Genomic DNA, 17,607 nt, shown 5'->3' on the forward strand with positions numbered 1-17,607 from the left:
CCTTTCTAGTAAAAATATTTTTAGGAAATAAAAAAATCCTGATTACAGAAAACGAATCATTCATTTTCTGTAATCAGGATTTTAAGGTTCCTGGTAGAGACCCTCAAGCCATATTCTGAGGTTATACAGGTTGTATTATTTTATTTATAAACACTTTGAATAGTTTACTAGCAATTTGGTAATTTTTCAAGTGGTAAATAAGGGAACTCCCAATTATTAGATAGGTTCATGTGATGGGAACGTATGGCATATAGAATTTTATTAGTAGCATTTTCAATACAAGCGACAGCTATTTCTATTATTTTTTCATTAGGAATATCCAATGAGAAGATGAATAGTTCATTTATTAAATAGAGTGAATGTTCGGTTAGATTCTGGAGGCTTCTAAGTAAATGAAAAGAAATAAAGTTGTAAGTTGATTCTGAAATGTATAGTAGATAGGAGAAGTACTCTCCTATGTCATTCTATAGTTAAGCAAGATGTCAAAAAGGTGTCTCACATTAGACACCTTTTTTATTATAGAAATTAGTATAAAATATACAGATGTAGTATCACTACTTTTATATCCAATTTTCTGGTATATTGATTATAGGTAAATAGTTTTATTTGTTTTATATCATGATAAACAAAAAGGGTGTAAAAATGGCGATATTCTATGAAAATCATACAGATGACAGACAAAAAATCTATGATGTAGCTGAGAAATGGAAAGATGAGTGTTTATTAGATGGTAAGTCTATTATATGGGACGGAGAAAATATTTGGACAGAGCAAAATATGAATCGTTTTCGAGCTATCTTTATAGAGAACCCTGATGCATCAGGAGATAGTTTTGATAGCAAGTTAAAAAAACAACTAGAAAATGAATCCGAGAGTGTTTATAAATTTGCTATTGAGTTATTGTATATCTATTATATGTTTCCATATAGAAAATCAGTTAGTTTTAAAACAAAGATAGAAAAGCTAGAAATGATCGCTTCATGGAAAGGAGTAGAGTTTGATCGTTCGTGGAAAGTATTTGGTGCATTAAAAGATGGCCTTGGAGCTACGGGAACTTTCTATAATACTAGTAAATATTTTGAAGTATCCTTTCTGTTTTTAGTAGTGGAGAAGCTAAAAGGATTTTCATTAGATATTCGAAAAGATATATTACATAATCCTAAACAACTGAAACGACATGCTGATGAAATACGACAAAGGCTTGGTAAGAGAGTGCAAGCACTACATATATTTTTACACTTATTGTTACCGGATTACTTCGAATCGATTGCTAGTTGGGGGCATAAGGAGAAAATTGTAAAGGCCTATTCCAATTATATAACGGATTCATCTGTTGAAGATACAGATGAAAAGTTGTTGATGATTAGAGAAAAGCTGCAAGAACACTATCCAGATGAGCAAATTAATTTTTATAGAATGCCTGAAATTGCGAAGGTTTGGCAAGAGGAAAAGCCTACCCCAGAACCAAAAATAAGGAATAAAGAAATGGATGAGAAGAAAATCAATACCTCCCGTGTGAATTTTGATAGTGTTGAAAATAAATTGGAAGGGTTAGTATTTGAAAATGTTGAACTTCTACTTGATCAAGTAATGACAGCTATTCAGAACGGAAAACATATTATTCTTACTGGACCTCCAGGCACAGGTAAATCGAAGCTAGCGAGCAAGATTTGCGACATGTATAGGGTGGAGTCAACAATGGTAACAGCATCGTCTAATTGGTCAACGTATGAAACGATCGGTGGGTATCTGCCAGATAAAGAAGGTAATTTACATTTTAATGAGGGTATCTTCTTGAAGTGTGTCAAGGATACAAATACCAATAAGCCTACAAATAAATGGTTAATTATTGATGAGATAAATCGAGCGGATATCGATAAAGCGTTTGGTTCTTTGTTCTCTGTATTAACTGGGGATGAAGTAGCACTACCATTTGAGTCGGAAGACGGTAGTTCTATCATTATTAAACCAGAAGGCAAAGAAGATGGGCTTGAAACAAATGGCCATACCTATGTCATTCCAAATGATTGGCGAATTATTGCAACAATGAATACGGTTGATAAGGCATCCTTATATGAAATGAGTTATGCATTTATGCGTCGTTTCGCTTTTATCCCTGTGACTATACCGAAAAATATTACGTCAGACTTAATTCAGCAATATTTAAATGTTTGGAACATGGATACTTATCCACATGTTGATACCTTAACGATCATATGGAAGTTGATTAATAACTATCGAAATATTGGACCTGCTATTGTTTCGGACATAGCCAAGCATACACAGTTTAATGATGATTTTACTTCAGCGATTATCTTATATGTGTTGCCACAATTTGAAGGGTTACCATTATATAAGATGAATGAGTTTATTACCAAGATAGATGAACAAACGGACATTATCATGGACAAAGAATATCTACATGATTTTGTGAGTGATTTTTTTGAAGCTGGTGGGCTGGAATGAGTGGAAAAGAAGATGAAATACTAGAGGAGATTTCGGGATATCTTCATGGATATTTGAAATCAGGCAATGTAAGAATACATTCATTCTTATCCAAGATGAATGTCAATATTTCTAATCTGCAGCAATTATTAACAATACGTTTTCTTTTATTATCTGAAACAAAGCACTTTGTAAAAAGATTACCCTTTTTACTCAAGCATTTTAAAACCACAACAGTTACGCACAAGGAAACAAATATGGGGGAAGTAAAAGGGCAAATTGATTGGTCGGAAACGATGAAGAGTCGTTTAGCAAGAAATTATAAAGATCGGACAATATTTACAACAAATGAAAGTGTTCGGTCTTACGATACACCAGAGAATCTAGTGTTGAAGGAATTACTAGGGATTCTTTACAAACTTCTTTTTAAAGATTCTTACCTTAAAGGGTTTGAAAAAGCAGCATGGTTCTCAGGATGGCAAGAATTAAAATCGAATATAGAATATGCATTTAAACACAATGTTTATTTGCAACGGGTAAATCAGGCGTATGTTAGTGATCGCACTGTTCAAAAAACTTTGAATCATAGAAATAAATTATATCGAGAAGCAGCACGATTATTATTGTCCTATCGCAAAATAACCCATGGACAGTACAACCAAGATGATTTAAAAATTTTACTACGTGAAACCTTTATCGCACCTGAAAATCAAGATGTGTTATTTGAATTATATTGGATTATAAAAATTATTAAGCAACATACAGACAAAAGTCAACTACACCTAATGGATGGTGGACAGAATAAAGTAGCAACATGGGAGGATGCTTCCCATATTCATCACTTGTATCATGATTCCACTGGATCTGACTCTGTTATCTTTCATGTACCAATTAGTGAAATCGAAGGCAGTCAACACCCTTATCTTCAACAAAAATATCAATCTTTAGAAACAACAAAAGGCTTAGCAAAAAATATATTTGGGCGTAATATTACTAGTAATCTATGGCAAGGGAGACCAGATTTTCTTATAGAAACCTATGAAAGATCAACAAATAAATTAACACAGCTCACTATTGGTGAGGTTAAGAATACGTCAAGGATTGAGTATGCAACTACTGGGTTAGAAGAGCTTGTTGAGTATCTTTATTTGGTGAAGGATCGTAAGGGAAGATACTTGTTGAGTAGTGAAGTGAATGTACAAGGGGTTTTATGTTTAGATCAGGTGGAGTTTGATGATAGTGATTTTGGGATGGTTGAAGTTTTAAGTAGGAGTAAGAGGAAGTAATCTAATTCTGACGAGAGGAGGTATTATCTATCAATAAGTCTGAATTATTAGAGCGCATATCGAATTTGGTAGTGTGGAAAAAAGGCGACCAACGTGCACCGCATAAGCCACTGCTTATTTTATATGCATTAGGTCAATGGCAGTTAACAGGTCAGAAACGCTTTTTATACGCTAATGCTAGGCCAAAATTAGTAGAATTACTGATTGAATATGGCCCGAAGCGTAAATCTTATCATCCGGAACAACCTTTTGTTAGATTAGAACGTGATGGCATTTGGGAATTAGATAAACCTATACTTATGAGTAGTTCATTTAATAAAGCTTTGATTGATTATAGTGTATCAGGTGGATTTACAGAAGAGGTCTATCACCTTCTAGAAACAGATCGTGCCCTAATTGATCAAATCGCTAATCCATTATTAGAGCTGCATTTTCCTGAAACGTTACATAATGAGATTTTACAAGCAGTTGACTTACAATTAACGTACTATCGTCGAAGAAAAAGAGATCCGGAATTTAGAGAAAGAGTCCTCAATGCCTATCAACATCAATGTGCAATATGTGGGTTTCAAGTAAAGCTTAATCAACAACTGATTGGTATTGAGGCGGCACATATCAAGTGGCACAATATTGGTGGACCTGATAAAGAAGAGAATGGATTAGCGTTATGTTCTCTGCATCATCAATTATTTGACCGAGGCGTATTTGCTGTTACAGCTGATTATAGAATACATGTGTCAGAGCAAGCGGTAGGAAATAAAACATTTTATGATTATGTAAAGCGATATGACAAGCAATCCATTCGCAAGCCAACACAGCAAAGCTATTTCCCGAAGGAAGAATTTATTTATTGGCATGTGAAAGAAGTGTATAAGGGGGATGTGGAGGATATTATATAAGTTTTTAATGGTCGTTTGGTACTACGCAAAGTGATAGAAAAAGTATTGAAGAAAAGGTCAAACCATTTATAAAGACAGTGACCACGTAAAGAGACGGATCACTTATGCAAGATACCGAAAATATGAAGGATGAGCAATTCTAATTGTTAGCAAGTTTTTAAATTAAAAGTATATTTATTCCACTAAAAAAACTCAAATCACAACAAGGAGTGGCTCAATGATCGACAAAAGATTAATCACAAATAACAATACCGGAAATCTATTAAAAGAGCTAGCACAAAGCATACAAGAATGTCAGCGTTTTTATTTCAGCGTAGCTTTTATTAATTTCAGTGGCCTTCAACTTCTGTTAGATCCGCTTAAACAAGCCAATAAGAAAGGAATAAAAGGTAAAATCATTACCTCGACTTATCTGAATTTTACAGACACCAAGTCTTTATTAAAAATTAATACCTTTGAAAATATTGATTTAAAAGTATTTGTCACGGATGAAAGAGAAATAGGTTTTCATACGAAGGCTTATATTTTTGAATATGAAGATTTTTATAAAATTATTATTGGTTCGTCTAATATAACTCAAAGTGCATTAAAGAGTAATGTAGAGTGGAATGTGGAGATCATCTCTAAGCATAATGATGAGTTTGTGAAACAAGTATTAAAAGAATATAACTCTGTATGGGAACAAAGTACAGTTGCTGATTTTGAATTTATAAAACGTTATGAAGAGCTATTACAAAGCATCGAACATATTGTTACAACTCAACAACAATTCGTCGCTGAAAAAGGGAACTATATTGTACCAAACAATATGCAACGACGGGCTATCGAGAATTTGGAAAGACTGCGAAGCTTTGGTGAGAATAAAGCGTTGGTAATTGCAGCTACAGGTACTGGGAAAACCTATATGTCTGCTTTTGATGTGAAAAATGTAAAGCCGAGACGATTGCTTTTTCTAGTACATAGAGAGGAAATACTTCGTAAAGCAAAAGAAACTTATGAATCTTTACTGCCGAATGAAAGTGTAACATTCGGATTATTGACAGGAAAAAATAAAGATAGCGATGCTGACTATTTGTTCGCGAACATTAATACCATGTCTAAATCTTATTTAGCATTTGATCCAACTACTTTTGATTATATTATTTATGATGAGGCACATCATGCCACAAGTCCAAGTTATCAAAAAGTTATGGATCATTTTAAACCAAGATTCACGTTAGGTATGACAGCTACTCCAGAACGTGCCGATAATGAAAATGTATTCGATTTGTTTGATAATAATGTAGGGTTAGAAGTTCGGTTACACGAAGCACTTGAAGAGGAATTAGTCATACCCTTTCATTATTTTGGTGTAACGGATATTGATTCTATTGATCTTAGTGATGTGGACATTGATGATATCACTGAAATTACTAAAAGGTTAAAGCTGAATGAACGGGTCGACTTCATTATCGAAAATATGGAGTTTTATGGTCATGACACAGAGAAGCGGAAGTGTATCGGTTTTTGTGCAAGTAGAGATCATGCTACTTACATGGCAGAAGAGTTTAATAAAAGAGGCTACCATAGTATTGCTCTAGATGGAAGTGATTCTAGTGAGAAACGAAACACATTTATAAGTAGGTTAGAAAACAATAACGATCCATTAACTGTGATCTTTACTGTAGATATTTTTAATGAAGGTGTAGATATTCCTTCAATAAACACTGTTCTCATGTTAAGACCGACTAACTCGCCTATCGTTTTTATTCAACAGCTTGGAAGAGGATTAAGAAAGCATCCGCTGAAAAATTTCTTGACTGTTCTAGATTTCATTGGTAACCACAGTAAAACTTTCTTAATTGCCTTAGCTTTAAATGGAAATCGATATTATGACAAAGAAAGTATTAAGGTAGCTATTTCTACCGGTTTTGCAAATATACCTGGTAATACTCATGTACAACTTGATGAAATATCTCAGGAAAGAATTCTAGCCCAAATCGATAAGGAAAACTTTTATTCGATGAAGTATTTAAAGGAAGAATATTTTGAGTTCAAAAAGATGAACAGTGGCAGAGCACCTTTATATCTAATGGATTATATAAAGTTTGATGGTTCGCCTGATCCAATTAATTTCATCGAAAACTCGAAGACATACATAGGTTTTGTTGCCAAAGTTGAAAAGGATGAGCAATTAAAGCTACTTTTATATAATGAAGGTTTTGAAGGTGTATTAAAAGAGTTATCTAGTATGCTGCCATTAAAGAGAGTTTATGAGTTTGTTATTTTGCGTTACTTGTTAACACATCATGAGATTTCATTAGAGAGGGCTCAACATGAAATACAGAAAGAAATAGAGTTTGTAGATGGTGATAGTGTTTTACATGCTTTCCAATGTTTAAATCAAGATTTTTATGATAATGTGCAGATCAACAATCGTCCCAAGTTAAGTATTCATGAGAAACACATACTGAAGAGATCAGATCTCTTCCAAAGATTGATCACGGAAAATGAGGAAATGGGAAAATTTATAGAAGATGTTATTCACTATGGTATTTTTCGATACAGAAAAGAATTTCGAAATAAATATTATGGTGTACCTTTCTTAAAGCTCTATGAACAATATAAAATGGTGGATGCAGCATTATTATCGAACTTCCGGAAAATACATAGCTCCTTTAGGGGACAGGGGTTGCTAGCTAACGGAAAGGAATATTTCCTATTTGTCGATTTACACAAAGAAGAAGATATCAAGGATAGTATTAATTATAATGATAAGTTTATCGACCAGAAATTTTTTCAATGGGAGACACCAAATAATACAAAGCAGTCATCTGAGCGTGGAGAAAATATTATGTTTAACCAAGAACGTGGGATTAACCTGCATTTGTTTGTTCGAAAGTATAAGAAAATTGAAAAAAGTAAAACAGAGCCTTTCATTTACATTGGAAAAGGAAATACTGTGGATTATGAAGGAGAACAACCTATCCAAGTAAAGATTGAATTAGAGCAGGAAATACCAGCTAGACTATATACGGAATTTACAGAAAAAGTGTAGTCTTCTCTTTATTGGAGAGAAGATACACGATGCCTAATAAAAACTGCAAATAGATCCCAGTTGTTTATTCATTTTCAATGTAGTGTCGATTAAGGAATCTATTATTACCTGCATGGAATTGTAGGGTAATCAAAAGAGCACATTTCTATTATGGATGTGCTCTTTTTGTCTGTTTAATTAACGTTTCAACGGCTGGAATATCTGCAGGAGCCCAAACAATCGAATCAAGGTTTTCCTTTGGCAACCAAATTAATTTAGTATGTTCGGTTGCAACGGGTGTTCCAGAGATAATAGAAGCTTCTAATGCAATTAAATTGATAATAAAGCTATCATATTCGTGTGTGTGATCATAAATTACATCGTCTGCTTTAATGTCACATTTCAATTCTTCATGAATTTCACGTTCTAAAGCTTCTTGCAAATTCTCGCCTTCTTCTACTTTCCCACCAGGAAACTCCCATTTGTTTGGAATAGACATATCATGTGCTCTTAGTGCACAGAGAACTTCTTCTTGATTGTTTTCTATTACAGCAGCTACTACTTTTACCTTCTTTTTCATATGAACCCCCCGACTTTTTTGATAGTAATTTAATTTTAGCATGGAATGGATAGATCGACTAGGGAATTGAAATATACGTACATAAAAAAGTCGTGTTGCAAAGGAAAGAGAGCCAAGTAAGGTTCTCTTTTTTCTGTATATTTGACTTTATCATTGCTTAAATACCATTTTGTTACATGTTTTTCCTAATGCGTGGTCTACCACGTGTTCTAGTTTCCTAGATTAATTGATAATGAGCTTAAAAAGTAATGAGGAGTATTGTCCTTGCCGATAAAGCGAGAAATGAATGGAATTATTCTAGGCTCATGCATCAGAGAATACAGAGAAAAACTAAAAGAAAAAGATTCTAAGTGGACACAAGAATATGTCGCAGATCAAATAGGCATTGATGAAAAGCACTACGGAAAGATAGAAAGAGGGTATTATCCAGATCCTCACTTTTCCACTATTAGAGATTTATCAAAGGTATTAGATTTCTCCATAGATGAACTATCAGAAAAGATTAATAATGAATTAGAAAAACAGAAAAAATAATCTTGATAATGGGTGTGGTTATCATGATAGATTATTATAAGATCACAAATAAGACGATGGCTATATTGCCTGCTTTTCACATGGATTATAGCTCGAAAATAATAGAAGTAGACACGACAAAATACTTCACAGAATCTCCCCTACAAATTATTAAATCAAATTGTTTAGTAGGTGGTGCCGCCTATGAAGGTCGCAAAAAAGCTGTCACACATCACTTACCTTTTCACCAAAAAACTCCTATACCTATTAACATTTCTTATGGTATATATGCTTTTCCAACCAAATCACCAAAAAATATAAACTGCAGTTGGCTCTTTTTCCATAGTATTGAAAAAATCATCACTAAAAATGAAAGTGTAGTTATTGAATTTAAGAATGGACAAGAATTACAAGTAGGGGACTCTGTTTATACGTTACAAAAACAGTATGATAGAACTGGTATGTGTAAAGTGATTTTTGAAAATGGAACGACTAATGACCTGAGATAACGCTAAAAACATTAAAAGACATATTCTACTACTTTCCGATTCGTGTCGATCACTTTTTTTAGTGACAATTACTTTCTTCAAAAGCCTCTATACTGATTATATGTTCAAATAGAAGTCTTGCCTTGATCATTGTCTTTTTTCATAAATAAGATCATATACGAGATGGATTATTAAGTGGCTTAAATACACCTGAAATGACTACAATATTTGTAAAGTAGATGAGTACAACGAGTTTTAATGTATACGATACTGTTAAAGTTTAAATAAGCGCTATTTGATGTACGGAAAGAAATGTTTATGGCCTTAGATTTATCACAAAACGCTCTGAAAAAGTGGACAAATATTCCAAAGCTTTTCGAAGTAAATGCAACAATACCTTTAATTTCTACAATAAAATCTATAACTTACTTAGTTTTTATATCAAAAGTATTCTGCTAAAATTTAATATACAGAAAAGAAAGCGTTTTCTAAACAAGGCCGCACGACTATGAATTTGGAGGTATTAAAATGGGACAAACTAATAAATTGGCACATCGAATGGCGAGCAAAACGATTAAACTCGTTGATAAAACAGGTAATCCTGTTGTAGGAAAGAACGTGGAGCTGAAACAGACGAATCATCAATTTTTATTTGGTGCCGGGATTTTTGATGTAATCGATGTAGCAAACAAAAATGTGCCAGCAGACAGACTTGCATTTCAAGAAGAAAAACTAGATAAATTTTTAGATGTATTTAACGCTGGTACATTACCTTTCTATTGGGGAAGGTTTGAACCTGAAAAAGGTAAACCACAAACGAAGGAATTAAAGGCAGCAGCTCAATGGTTAAACGAAAGGAATGTAACTGTGAAGGGACATCCACTTTGTTGGCATACCGTAACTGCTCCGTGGCTTCTCGATATGAGCAATGAGGAAATTTTGCAAGCACAGTTTGATAGAATTGAACGAGAGGTAACAGATTTCAAAGGGCTAGTCGATATGTGGGATGTTATTAATGAGGTTGTCATAATGCCGATTTTTGATAAGTATGATAATGGTATTACAAAAATAAGTAAAGATCTAGGTCGTGTCGGTATTATAAAAGAAATGTTTGCGAAGACACGCGTATATAATCCAGATGCGACGTTATTATTAAATGACTTCAATACATCGATAAACTATGAAATATTAATTGATGGGTGCTTAAACGCAGGTATCGAAATTGATGCGATTGGTATTCAGTCACATCAACATCAAGGATATTGGGGACGTGAGAAATTAGAAGAAGTATTAGATCGCTTTTCACATTTCGGTCTTCCAATTCACTTTACAGAAAATACATTAACATCTGGACACTTGATGCCGTCTGAAATAGAGGATTTAAATGATTATCAGATTCCAGAGTGGCCATCTACACCAGAATTCGAAGAACGTCAGGCAAAAGAAGTTGAAGAAATGTATTCTATTTTGTTTGAACATCCTTCTGTAGAAGCGATCACAACATGGTCCTTCAGTGATGATGGTGCATGGCTTGGGGCTCCAGCAGGATTTGTTAGGAAGGATAACAGCACGAAACCATCTTATGAGGTATTAAAGAAACTAATTAAAGGTGATTGGTATACAAATAAGCAATCTAAAACAGATGACAACGGTATGGTAACATTTGAAGGATTCCTTGGAGATTATGACCTTTTATGTGATGGTAAAAAGGTAAGCTTTACATTAGATAAGAGTGAAGGTACTATACAGTTGGTAGTGTGAATCGTGGGGACGGGTTTCTTGTCCCTTTTTTTTGCGTAAAGAACTGTATGTAAAGGAAGCATCTAAAACACACAGAAATCTAATGAAGAAGATCTGCAATTACATATGATAAATTTTTAAGATTTGCCGTTAAATGATTATTCCTCCTGGATGTTTTCATTCCACGTATCCAAGCCCTTCATGTTTAGTGCAGGTTCAAAGCGGAAAAATATTAATATAGCTTTATAATCCAAGGAGGAATTTTGATGAAGTCGCTAGAGCAAGCACTTAAACATAAAGTAGGTCTTGGAACCGCACCATTAGGCAATATGTTCAGAGACGTTCCCGAAGAGGAAGCACAGGAAACAATACAAACCGCCTGGGACCAAGGAATTCGCTATTTTGATACTGCACCTTTTTATGGAGCAGGTTTAGCAGAAATGCGTTTAGGCGAGGCGTTATCGAAGTATGATCGAGATGATTATTTAATAGGAACAAAAGTCGGACGTTATATTACTGATGAAAAAGAAGAAAAAGAAGGCATATTCCAGGATGGCCGTCAAAATAAAGTAATTACAGACTATACAGAGGAAGCCACCATGAAATCAATTGAACAAAGTTTAGACCGGTTAAAAACGGACCGCTTGGATATGGTTTATGTTCATGATGTTTCCCCTGATTTTCATGGAGATGAATGGATTACAAAAATTGATGAGGCGAGAAATGGGGCTTTTCGTGTTTTAAGTCGCCTTCGTGAAGAAGGAGTGATTAAATCATGGGGACTTGGTGTAAATACAACCGAACCTATTGAACTAATGATGGATTTAGAAGAAGTTCAGCCTGATGTATGTTTATCTGCTACCCAGTATACCCTTTTACAGCATGAGCATGCCTTACAGCGTATGATGGCGAAAGCAGTAGATAAAGGTATAGATATCATTGTAGGCAGTCCATTCAATTCTGGTGTGTTGCTTGGAGGAGATCATTTTAATTATGCTAAAGCCGATGTTGATATATTGAATAAAGTAAAACAACTTGAAGAAATTGCGAAAAGTCATAATGTAAGCTTAAAAGCAGCAGCCTTACAATTTTCAACTGCACACCCAGCTGTGAGAGCTGTAATCCCAGGTTCAACACGCCCAGAACATAATGCAGAAGATGTAGAGATGATTAAGAAGGATATCCCACAATCTTTCTGGAGTGAATTAGTGGGAAAAGGATTTATTTCACCACATGCACCGTTACCGACTAAATAACGGCAGGTTTTATAAAATAAGTTATCAATCTATTTTTATAAGGATTATTGTACTTGATTCCAACACTTTTAGTTAAGGCCAGCCTTTGTTTTTGGGCAAGCCAAATCGATGATTAATAGAAAATAGACCTCCCTATTAACCGACAAAGTGAGTAGGAGAGGTCTATCACAATCGATAGCCGATCCTCTAGGGGAACCGCTTATCCATAACCCGTAGTGTCTGCTACGGATTATTATTATATGCTTTTCTTACTAAAATTATATCATAAAAAGCAATTGAAGTCACATACTCTGTGTACGAACCACATTTTTTAATCACATGCAGCTGACAATTTTTATCAATTCAATCGTCCATTTAAGCAAGCAAACTATTTTCTTAGTAAATACTAGATAGATATTCCATTAACGGGCGCACTTTTAAACAAGAAAGTTATCTTTGTAGAAGTCCATAAGTCTAATTCCTCGCTAAAAACAGGAGGGATTAGGCTTTTTCTTTATTCGGCGTCTTTGAAGTTACATTGTTGGTATATGCGTATAAGAGAGTAATGATCGAAATACTCCATTTGTTGAATGATTAGGCAGCCATTGCTTGTAGATGGAATCTGTATAGAGAGATACCTATTTTAATGCTTTGGCGTTGAACGGTAGACTTTACAATATTTTTCGTTTGAATTTTTGCTGAAAAGTGATAAAATTCTTCAAGTGTTTACTATCCAATTATCTGAAAATTTTCAAAAAAACAACAAGGAGTGTTTATCATCATGAGTAAGGATATGGTGTTAATTCAAGATCCTATGGCGATTTTCGCTTATTTAAGCGCAATTGTCGGGATTGTATTTATGTTATCTACTATTGATAATAAATTTCTACGTACATTTTTTCGATATGCTCCACCTTTAATCTGGATGTACTTTTTACCAATGCTTTCTACGACATTTGGTATTATTCCGCAGAGTTCGGATTTATATAGTTTTCTCAGTACGTATATCCTTCCGGCAGGTTTGTTATTACTAATGATAAGTACGAACGTTCCAGCAACATTTAAACTTGGCGGGAAAGCTGTTGTACTATTTTTGGCAGGGACATTCGGTGTTGTTATTGGTGGACCGATTGCATTTGCCCTCTTCCAAGGGATGTTGCCCGAGGAAGCTTGGCGTGGAGTTGGTGCGCTTGCTGGAAGCTGGATTGGTGGATCAGCCAATATGGGTGCCATGATTGAAGCATTTCATACACCTGATGATATATTAAGTCCGATTATTTTGACAGATACATTAGTCGGAATTAGCTGGATGGGCGTCATGATCGCATTAGCCAATTTCCAAGATAAGTTTAATAGCTGGAATGGTGCTGATAATTCTACTATTAAGCAGGTTAATGCAGATATTGCAACAGATATAGAACAAAATGCTAAACCGTTACAACTTCCACAGCTATTCGGAATTTTAGGAATTGGAGTGGCAGGCTCTTATATTATTCGTGTCTTCGCAGATATGAATTTTATTCCGAAAAGTGATGTGATGAATACTTCCACTTGGACGTTTATTCTAATTACCGCTGTTGGAATTGCTCTTTCCTTTACAAAAGTAAGAAACCTAGAATACTATGGTGCTAGTAAAATAGGTTATCTAGGCATATACTTATTTTTAACTGGTATTGGTGCACAAGCGAATTTAGCAGACGTTGTGCAGGCACCTCAGTTTATCCTAATGGGAGCTGTTTGGTTAGCCATTCATATTATTTGTATCTTTATTGCTGCCAGATTACTAAAAGCACCGTTGTTTTTCGTGGCGGTGGGATCCCAAGGTAATATAGGTGGGACAAGTTCGGCTCCGATTGTTGCATCGGTATTCCAGCCGGCATTAGCGCCTGTTGGACTATTGATGGGTATTTTAGGTAACATTGTCGGAACCTATGCAGCTTTACTGTGTGGGCAACTAGCACGGATGATTGTAGGAGGATAGGCTAGTTGACCGAATGATCGGAAACCGTTTGGCAGAAGTTGGCCATAACACACAATAGAAAAGCCCCAAACAGCCGTAACAGCTGATTTGGGGCTTTGTTTATTTTGTCAAAAGGTGTTCTTAAACCCAGTACAAATCTATTTTTCACCTTACAATACGTTTGAAGATAAATACGAACAAGACAACAACAACAGAACAGACAAATATTCCTGTAGCTAACATGCCGATTCCAATTCCGTACCATGGATTCATCGTTGTAGCTGCCAAAATACTACCCAAAAATGTTAAGACAGCAATAGCAAAGCTAACGATGGAAGGTAAGTAGGTTTTTTTAGGATAATAATAGTGACAAAACACACTTAATAATCCTACTAGTAATATATACAAAATCGCTAATGTGAAGCTATTGACTGATTGATCTATCAATTGCATTAATTGATTTTTACCTGCTGACACAGGTGCGTCCAGTTCGATTTTATTGACTTGGTGAGATGTTAAATCGATCGTCATCAGTTGATAATCAGCAGGGTCTTGTGCCCAGTTTGTATACTCCAAGAATGCGATTTTGTCTTCGCTATGGAAAAATACAAGGGATACGATAGACTTTTCTAAGTTTGTTAATTTCTCCACATCGTTTGTTACTAAGTCTAATAAGTATAGTTCATATTCAAACAATGAATCACCTTAAGCTTCATTTGCCACATCTTTAGGAATTGATGAGGAATCTTCCTCTGTGTTAGCTGATTCACGATAAAGTATGTGAATAAATGTTAATGTCTGAGCAAGGTCAAATGCTTCCATATATTTTCTTGCATAACAATAGTTTCACGGATGTCTGTTTTAAATTTTTCTGCCTGCCACCTTTTAATTCCACATTTGATTGAATAGCAATCATCATTTCATGTTATTCTGTACATAAGTAATAGACACTTTCACGGAGGAAAGACAAAATGGCTAAAAAATTTTCATTAAAAACAAAAATTCTAACCTTAATCATCTCGCTTTTACTATTTGTAACTTTTTTAATTACAGGAATTCATGGTTATATAGAATGGAAACAGACGAAAAACACCATGGGAGAGCGTGCTTTAGGTATTGCAACATCTATCTCATTAATGCCTGAAATTATTAACGCGTTTGCATTAGATGAGCCATCTGAAGTCATCCAGCCGATAACAGAAAAAATCAGGGCCAAGGTTGGTGCAGAATTTATCGTTGTTGGTAACAAGAATAGTATTCGTTATTCACATCAACAAGAGTCTAAAATTGGTCGAAAAATGGTCGGAGGCGATAATGATCAGGCACTTATACATGGTAAGTATTATAAATCTGAAGCCGTAGGGTCGTTAGGTCCATCACTTCGAGGTAAGGCACCTATTTTTAACGATCAAGGTGAGATTATAGGTCTTGTTTCTGTTGGGTTTATGCTGGAAGATATTCGTGGAACGATTTATGATCGGCTGAAAGTTTTATATATAACCGGCTTAGGTGTTTTAGGCTTAGGGATTATCGGAGGAGTATTTTTAACCCGAAGTATACGTAATGATATTTTAGGGTTAGAACCTCATGAAATTGTGTCTTTATATCGTGAACGTAAAGCCGTATTGCGCTCAGTAAAAGAGGGCATTATTGCAATTGATTCTGAGGGTATTATTACGATTTTAAATTATTCAGCTAGAAAAATGTTAGGTTTGACTGAAGATGTGAAGTTTAAACATATTAACGAAGTTCTACCAAATACCAAAATGTTTACAGTACTTCATGAAGGAAAAGCAGATGTAGATGATGAGATGATACTAAGGGATCGGGTAGTAATCGTTAACCGCACGCCAATTTATGAAAATGGAGAAGCGGTTGGGGTGGTCGCTAGTTTTAGAGATAAAACTGAAATCCAACAGATGTTAAATGCTCTATCTGAAGTGAAAAGTTATTCCGAGGACTTACGTGCTCAAACACATGAATATACAAATAAACTATACGTTATATCTGGGTTATTACAGCTTGGAAATTACCAGGAAGCGATTGATTTAATTCAAGAGGAGTATGAACAACATCAACACCAAACGAAAGCACTATTCAAATATATTGAGGATCAAACGGTCCAAGCTATTCTTTTAGGGAAAATAGGCAAGGCATCAGAGAAAAAAGTAGAACTAATCATTGATGAAAATAGTTCATTATCTCCGTTACCTAAACACATCAATACATCTAAAATGATAACAATCCTAGGCAACCTACTAGATAATGCCATTGAAGCGGTAAGTGACGGTGGTAATAAGAAGGTTAATTTCTTTGCGACAGATATAGGGAATGATATTATTTTTGAAGTAAGCGATGAAGGCTATGGCATCCCAGCTGATCTACAGCGTCTAATTTTTGAGAAAGGGTTTTCGACTAAGGGAGCTGATGACCGAGGTTATGGATTATCTATTGTGGAAGAAGTTGTAGAAGAACTACGTGGAAATATTGAAGTACAAAGTGAAGAAGGAGAAGGTACGGTTTTCACTGTTTACTTACCAAAGCAAGTGGAAGAAGGTGACGATTTGTAATGTTGAAAGTAGCGATTACGGAAGACGATTATCGTGTAGCGTCTATTCATGAAGGTTTTCTTAAACATATTGAAGACTGTGAAGTGGTCTTTAAATCACTGACAGCTGGCGATACATTGGACAAACTACAGGGTACGGATGTTGATTTGATTTTACTCGACACTTATATGCCTGACCGATTGGGAACTAAAATTATTGAGGAAATTAAAGAAATTAAACCAGACGTCGGGATTATTATGATTAGTGCAGGAACTGATAAAGGAATTGTCCGAGAAGCCTTAAAAAAAGGCATATTCGATTATATTATTAAGCCTGTTACTCTGGAACGTTTTGTTGATACGGTTAAAAAGTTCAAACAGTTTTATGAAGAGATAGACAAAAAGGACGAGGTTGACCAAAAGTTACTGGATACGTATTTCGGGCGAAGTAGCACAGTCTCAAGTGAACCTGATCAAAATACTCCTAAAGGAATCGATCCCTTAACATTGAAAAAAGTAAAAGAGATTCTAAAGGAAGCTAAAGGTGTTACAGCTGAAGAAATGGGGTGTCAAATGGGGGCATCTCGAACAACAGCTAGAAGGTATCTAGAATATTTAATCTCAGAGGGTGAGTGCCAAGCGGAATTAGAATACGGAATTGTTGGCAGACCCGAACGGAAATATTATCAGAGCTAGGACCATTTATATGGTTCTTTTTTTTTTTGAAAAAATTGCCGACCAAACTTACTTACTGTTGACCAGATAGGGTTGGCAGATTTCCGTTGTATCTCACCTTAATGAATCCCAGGTTATTCTGGGCAATGAGTAGACCGTGACCCCTTATTAGTTGATCATTACATATTCATCTCGTGAACAAAATGAACAAAAAACATTTAA

General features: G+C 34.9%; 13 protein-coding genes and 1 riboswitch. Of the genes, 11 read left to right on the forward strand and 2 right to left on the reverse strand.

The window, feature by feature from the left end; genetic code table 11:
* Positions 1–50: 50 nt before the first annotated feature.
* A riboswitch (purine riboswitch) is annotated at positions 51–149 on the reverse strand.
* Positions 150–642: 493 nt separating this feature from the next.
* From ACTWP4_RS03780 to ACTWP4_RS03795, 4 genes are all read left to right on the forward strand, one after another.
* A complete protein-coding gene (locus tag ACTWP4_RS03780) occupies positions 643–2,466 on the forward strand; it encodes an AAA family ATPase (RefSeq protein WP_443127435.1) in 1,824 nt (607 codons plus the stop codon).
* Entirely contained in the window at positions 2,463–3,731 is a 1,269-nt protein-coding gene (locus ACTWP4_RS03785; protein WP_443127436.1) for a hypothetical protein, read from the forward strand. Before ACTWP4_RS03780 ends, ACTWP4_RS03785 begins: the two co-directional genes overlap by 4 nt.
* A 29-nt stretch (positions 3,732–3,760) precedes the next feature.
* Positions 3,761–4,630: a phosphorothioated DNA-binding restriction endonuclease gene (locus tag ACTWP4_RS03790; RefSeq protein WP_443127921.1), complete on the forward strand. Its 870-nt coding sequence runs from the start codon at positions 3,761–3,763 to the stop codon at positions 4,628–4,630.
* 217 nt (positions 4,631–4,847) lie between these two features.
* Complete coding sequence (locus ACTWP4_RS03795; RefSeq protein ID WP_443127437.1) at positions 4,848–7,667, forward strand: DEAD/DEAH box helicase; 2,820 nt, start codon at positions 4,848–4,850, stop codon at positions 7,665–7,667.
* Between the two features lie 148 nt (positions 7,668–7,815).
* Here ACTWP4_RS03795 and ACTWP4_RS03800 read toward each other — a convergent pair whose 3' ends face one another.
* Positions 7,816–8,226 (reverse strand): (deoxy)nucleoside triphosphate pyrophosphohydrolase, encoded by a 411-nt coding sequence (locus tag ACTWP4_RS03800; protein WP_443127438.1) that lies wholly within the window; start codon positions 8,224–8,226, stop codon positions 7,816–7,818.
* A gap of 264 nt (positions 8,227–8,490) precedes the next feature.
* On the opposite strand from ACTWP4_RS03800, the gene ACTWP4_RS03805 reads away from it, so the two are divergent.
* From ACTWP4_RS03805 to ACTWP4_RS03825, 5 genes are all read left to right on the forward strand, one after another.
* Positions 8,491–8,760, forward strand: coding sequence for a helix-turn-helix transcriptional regulator (locus tag ACTWP4_RS03805; RefSeq protein WP_443127439.1), 270 nt, complete (start codon positions 8,491–8,493; stop codon positions 8,758–8,760).
* A 23-nt stretch (positions 8,761–8,783) separates the two neighbouring features.
* Positions 8,784–9,248, forward strand: a complete 465-nt coding sequence (locus ACTWP4_RS03810) for a competence protein ComK (RefSeq protein ID WP_443127440.1) — start codon at positions 8,784–8,786, stop codon at positions 9,246–9,248.
* Positions 9,249–9,755: 507 nt separating this feature from the next.
* A complete protein-coding gene (locus ACTWP4_RS03815) occupies positions 9,756–10,988 on the forward strand; it encodes an endo-1,4-beta-xylanase (RefSeq protein WP_443127441.1) in 1,233 nt (410 codons plus the stop codon).
* A 245-nt stretch (positions 10,989–11,233) separates the two neighbouring features.
* Entirely contained in the window at positions 11,234–12,223 is a 990-nt protein-coding gene (locus tag ACTWP4_RS03820; RefSeq protein ID WP_443127442.1) for an aldo/keto reductase, read from the forward strand.
* A 760-nt stretch (positions 12,224–12,983) separates the two neighbouring features.
* A complete protein-coding gene (locus ACTWP4_RS03825) occupies positions 12,984–14,183 on the forward strand; it encodes a DUF819 family protein (protein WP_443127443.1) in 1,200 nt (399 codons plus the stop codon).
* Positions 14,184–14,327: 144 nt separating this feature from the next.
* Here ACTWP4_RS03825 and ACTWP4_RS03830 read toward each other — a convergent pair whose 3' ends face one another.
* Entirely contained in the window at positions 14,328–14,858 is a 531-nt protein-coding gene (locus ACTWP4_RS03830) for a hypothetical protein (protein WP_443127444.1), read from the reverse strand.
* A 275-nt stretch (positions 14,859–15,133) separates the two neighbouring features.
* Here ACTWP4_RS03830 and ACTWP4_RS03835 point away from each other — a divergent pair, with 275 nt between their 5' ends.
* Both ACTWP4_RS03835 and ACTWP4_RS03840 read left to right on the forward strand, forming a co-directional pair.
* A complete protein-coding gene (locus ACTWP4_RS03835; protein WP_443127445.1) occupies positions 15,134–16,732 on the forward strand; it encodes an ATP-binding protein in 1,599 nt (532 codons plus the stop codon).
* Positions 16,732–17,406, forward strand: coding sequence for a response regulator (locus ACTWP4_RS03840; protein ID WP_443127446.1), 675 nt, complete (start codon positions 16,732–16,734; stop codon positions 17,404–17,406). Before ACTWP4_RS03835 ends, ACTWP4_RS03840 begins: the two co-directional genes overlap by 1 nt.
* Positions 17,407–17,607: the final 201 nt, after the last annotated feature.

This window comes from Gracilibacillus sp. D59, assembly GCF_052246695.1.
GTDB lineage: Bacteria > Bacillota > Bacilli > Bacillales > Amphibacillaceae > Gracilibacillus.

Coding starts and splice junctions, on each gene's coding strand:
- ACTWP4_RS03780 (WP_443127435.1), top strand. CDS start 643: ATGGCGATATTCTATGAAAATCATACAGATGACAGACAAAAAATCTAT.
- ACTWP4_RS03785 (WP_443127436.1), top strand. CDS start 2,463: ATGAGTGGAAAAGAAGATGAAATACTAGAGGAGATTTCGGGATATCTT.
- ACTWP4_RS03795 (WP_443127437.1), top strand. CDS start 4,848: ATGATCGACAAAAGATTAATCACAAATAACAATACCGGAAATCTATTA.
- ACTWP4_RS03800 (WP_443127438.1), bottom strand. CDS start 8,226: ATGAAAAAGAAGGTAAAAGTAGTAGCTGCTGTAATAGAAAACAATCAA.
- ACTWP4_RS03810 (WP_443127440.1), top strand. CDS start 8,784: ATGATAGATTATTATAAGATCACAAATAAGACGATGGCTATATTGCCT.
- ACTWP4_RS03815 (WP_443127441.1), top strand. CDS start 9,756: ATGGGACAAACTAATAAATTGGCACATCGAATGGCGAGCAAAACGATT.
- ACTWP4_RS03820 (WP_443127442.1), top strand. CDS start 11,234: ATGAAGTCGCTAGAGCAAGCACTTAAACATAAAGTAGGTCTTGGAACC.
- ACTWP4_RS03825 (WP_443127443.1), top strand. CDS start 12,984: ATGAGTAAGGATATGGTGTTAATTCAAGATCCTATGGCGATTTTCGCT.
- ACTWP4_RS03835 (WP_443127445.1), top strand. CDS start 15,134: ATGGCTAAAAAATTTTCATTAAAAACAAAAATTCTAACCTTAATCATC.
- ACTWP4_RS03840 (WP_443127446.1), top strand. CDS start 16,732: ATGTTGAAAGTAGCGATTACGGAAGACGATTATCGTGTAGCGTCTATT.